Below are 3,591 nucleotides of genomic sequence, written 5' to 3'. Positions count from 1 at the left end.
CGCCATGTGCGGTATGACAACGTTTACGCCCTCGGCGACAATTCCAATCTCCCCACGTCGAAAACCGGCGCGGCCATCCGCAAGCAGGCTCCGGTCCTCGTCGACCATCTCCTCGCCGCCTTACAGGAGCGTGAGCCGCTGAACGGGCGGTACAACGGCTACACGTCGTGCCCGCTTGTCACCGGCTACGGAAAGCTGGTCCTGGCCGAGTTCGATTACGACAAGAATCCGGAGGAGAGTTTCCCCTTTGATCAGTCGAAAGAGCGCTATTCAATGTACGCGCTGAAAGCCTACGGCCTTCCTCGCATGTACTGGAACGGCATGTTGCGCGGCCGAATGTAATGCGCGGAGTGCGCACATCAGCAATCCGCGAGCCGGGATCCGCGACCGCGGGTGCCGGCTCTTCTGCTTGAACGTATTCGTCCGGCCGATTCGATCGGGGCGTTAAAATCGAAGGCGAAGTGACAGACCCGAGGCGACGCGCCCGCCAGGCACAGCGATCGCTGCCGGTCGCAGGGCCACCTTTTCGGATTCCGTGCCACACAAGCGGTCCGGAGTTCTGTCCAGCGACCACCCCACGCCGAACATCATGACAAAGAATCCCGGCAGCGAGTAGGCAACGATTTTCACTGGCGCAGTGAGGATGGCACCGAGCCCGTCATCCTCCGTCTGTTCAACGGCGAGCCGTACTCCGGCGATCATCCCCAGAATCCCACCGCCGCGAATACTCGTTCCAAGCCAGGCCCGCCGCGAGTCGCGTACGCACCAGTGGCCCATGGACGGTCCAACCAGCAGTCCTGCACCCAGCACGCAGAATCCGGCGGTGTGCGTGGCTCCCCATTCATCGTCGTGGATCTCATCTCCGATCCTGAGCACGATGCCGCTGCCTAACAGCGGGGCCATCGTCGACAGGTAGGCCCGGCCCCGGGCATGTCTCCATCGGTAGGAGTCCGCGTCGAACCCAAACCGTGGATCCGGCATGGCGGGCCGAGTTGGAAGCAAATCCAGATCGCGGACGGCGAGCGGGGAAGGGCGAGCACGTTCGGGAAAAGGATGCTTCTCAGCATCTGGCTGCGCCGTCACCGTGCCGGAACCAAGCCACACGAGCACAACCGCGACGACAACCCGACGACGAATCACACGAAAACAGAGCCCCATCGAACGACGACCATGTTGTACGGCTGACGACCGACCCAAGGATACTTTCAGGGTCTATAAAGGTCAATCCGCCGGCACAAAATGAGCGCCTCGCCTCGATCCACGGCGTCCGGACGTTCCGGCTGAATGTCGAACGATCAGCAGAGATGGGGGTACGTTGGCGTATACATCCCGAATAGCACGTGCCGCTTATGCCCGTAGCATTTGCCGGTCTGGTCACGGCGCTTCTCCTTCTGGCCGTCGGCGCCTCCCTTGCCGCAGCCGCCCATCCCTTCCTTGCGCCCGTCGTACTCACAATCGCAGCCGGCGCCGGGCGCCTAACGATCTCGTCCCTGCCGTTTCGCCGTCTGCTATGGGGCGGAATCGCATTCATCGCGCTCGTCACGGTCCCCGTCGGCCTGCTCACACACGGCGTGGTCACCGGTGCCACCACCTTCACGATGCAGTCGGTCCCCGACGATACGCTGCGTGCGTTCTACGCCCGTCCCGCCGCCGACAGCGTAGCGTTTGCCGGGGGCGCCATCCTGAGCCTCCCCCGGGACGAACACCGCCCGGCAGCCGTCGTCTACCGCGAACAGGGTCGCATCCAGTGGGCGTCGACCGTGCCACGGTCCGCCCGCGTGGACACGTTTTCTCAGATGACGCTCTATCCGCTTCTCTGGCGCGTCCGTATCGACGTCTACGCGGCGGACAGTGGGCCCGGATGGCTCTACGTCTGGCGCTGGGGTGGCGCGCAGCGGCTGTACGTGCTGGACGATGCGTTCGACGCCAGGGAGTAAGCCGTGTGGCGATTGACCCTCACACTCGGTCCCCGTATCCTTACCCTTCCCGACGGCCTTTGTCTTCCTCCGCAGAACCGAACCGCCCATCCATGCCTATCCGCCAGGCCCTTCGCGCCATTCTCACCTGTTTGATTGCTGTTCTTGTCCTGAGCGCCGGTGCGTCGACGCTTCCCGTCGCCGCGCAGGATTACGGGGAGACGTCCTTCGAGAACTCCGGAGCCGAAGGCGCCCAGGACTCGTTCCTGAACGGCCTCCTGCTCCTCCACAGCTTCGAGTACCCGGAAGCACGCGCGGCCTTTCAGAACGCGCAGGAGGCAGACCCGGACTTCGCGATGGCGGTCTGGGGCGAAGCGATGACGCACAATCATCCCATCTGGATGGTGCAGGACCGCGAGGCCGCCGTGGAGGCACTGGAGAAACTCGGCGACACGCCCGAGGAGCAGCTTGCCGCCGCGCCGACGGAGCGAGAAAAGCAGTACCTGAAAACTCTGCACGTGCTTTACGGCGTCGGCACGGACTCGGTCGCCACCAAGGAGACGCGCGATGACGCCTACGCCGAGGCCATGGCAGATCTCGCCGCGGCTTACCCGGACGACCTGGATGCCCGCGCCTTCCACGCCCTGTCGATCCTCGGAACGGCGCACGAGGGGCGAGACTTCAGCACGTACATGCGGTCCGCGGCGATCGCTGAGGAGGTCTTCGACGCCAACCCGAAGCACCCGGGCGCCGCGCACTACCTGATCCACGCGTACGACGATCCGGTCCACGCACCGCTGGGCCTGCGACCGGCTCGCATCTACGCGGATATCGCCCCGAAGGCCTCGCATGCACTCCATATGCCATCGCACATTTTCTTCGCGCTGGGCATGTGGGACCGGGGCGCCGCCTCGAATGTCGACTCCTACGAGGCGGAACGAGATCAGGCATCGGCAAACGACGACCCGCTTGGCGGCGGTGGGTACCATGCGCTACACTGGCTCGCATATGCCCGCGCCCAGCAGGGACGGTACGATGCCGCGCGCGAGGTGACCGACCGGGGTATCCGGCATGCCCGTGACTCGGACGGCTACGCGGCAGGCTACGAACGCTACATTCTCTCGGCGTTTCCGGCAAGCTACGTCGTGGAGACCGAGCGGTGGGAGGAAATGGACGCGTTTGCCATCGACACGACCGGGCTCTCACCGCGGTTGAAGGTGTCGGTTCGGAGTGTCGAAGGCATGGCGGCCCTGCACATGGATGAGCGCGCGTCGGCCGAGGCCGCGCTTGCGGATGCTCGAGCTGCAGCGTCCGAGGGGAAGGAACGACTCCAGATCCCGGTCCTCCAGCTCGAAGGGCTGCTGTTTATGAACAACGGCAAGGAAGACGCGGCGTTATCCGCGCTCGCCGAAGCGGCGGCCCTGGAGGACGACATGCCACTGGACTTCGGCCCGGCCTGGCCTCTGAAACCTGCGCACGAGTTGTACGGCGAGGTCCTGCTGGAGGTCGATCGTCCGGCGGAGGCCCAGAAGCAGTTCCAGGCCTCGCTCGCACGGTATCCGGCGCGGGCCTTATCCCTTCTGGGACTCGCGGAAGCCGCGACGCGCTCCGGTGACCACACTACGGCGAAGGAGGCAGAAACGCATCTGCGGACCATCTGGGACGACGCGGAGCC

At 64.8% G+C, this 3,591-nt stretch carries 2 protein-coding genes and 2 pseudogenes; 3 read left to right on the top strand and 1 reads right to left on the bottom strand.

Features of this window, described 5'->3' with window-relative positions; genetic code table 11:
- Window positions 1–342, top strand: a pseudogene (locus ACFCU0_RS13935) (pyridine nucleotide-disulfide oxidoreductase); the annotation flags it as partial.
- 102 nt (window positions 343–444) lie between these two features.
- Here the strand turns inward: ACFCU0_RS13935 and ACFCU0_RS13930 are convergent.
- Window positions 445–981 carry a hypothetical protein gene (locus tag ACFCU0_RS13930; protein ID WP_434974289.1) on the bottom strand — a complete coding sequence of 179 codons (537 nt, stop codon included), beginning with the start codon at window positions 979–981 and terminating at the stop codon, window positions 445–447.
- Window positions 982–1,349: 368 nt separating this feature from the next.
- Here ACFCU0_RS13930 and ACFCU0_RS13925 point away from each other — a divergent pair, with 368 nt between their 5' ends.
- The gene (locus tag ACFCU0_RS13925; protein WP_434974288.1) at window positions 1,350–1,937 is read left to right on the top strand and encodes a hypothetical protein; all 588 of its coding nucleotides are present in this window, start codon (window positions 1,350–1,352) and stop codon (window positions 1,935–1,937) included.
- Window positions 1,938–2,029: 92 nt separating this feature from the next.
- Window positions 2,030–3,591: pseudogene (locus ACFCU0_RS13920) on the top strand (hypothetical protein); the annotation flags it as partial.

It is taken from the genome of Longibacter sp. (genome assembly GCF_051155795.1).
Taxonomy (GTDB): Bacteria; Bacteroidota; Rhodothermia; order Rhodothermales; family Salinibacteraceae; genus Longibacter.
The sequence above is the reverse complement of the archived record's forward strand: the minus strand, read 5'-3'. Positions and strand labels throughout refer to the sequence as shown.

Bases quoted from the DNA above. Each gene is read 5' to 3' on its own strand.
- ACFCU0_RS13925 (WP_434974288.1), top strand. From the start codon at position 1,350: ATGCCCGTAGCATTTGCCGGTCTGGTCACGGCGCTTCTCCTTCTGGCC.
- ACFCU0_RS13930 (WP_434974289.1), bottom strand. From the start codon at position 981: ATGCCGGATCCACGGTTTGGGTTCGACGCGGACTCCTACCGATGGAGA.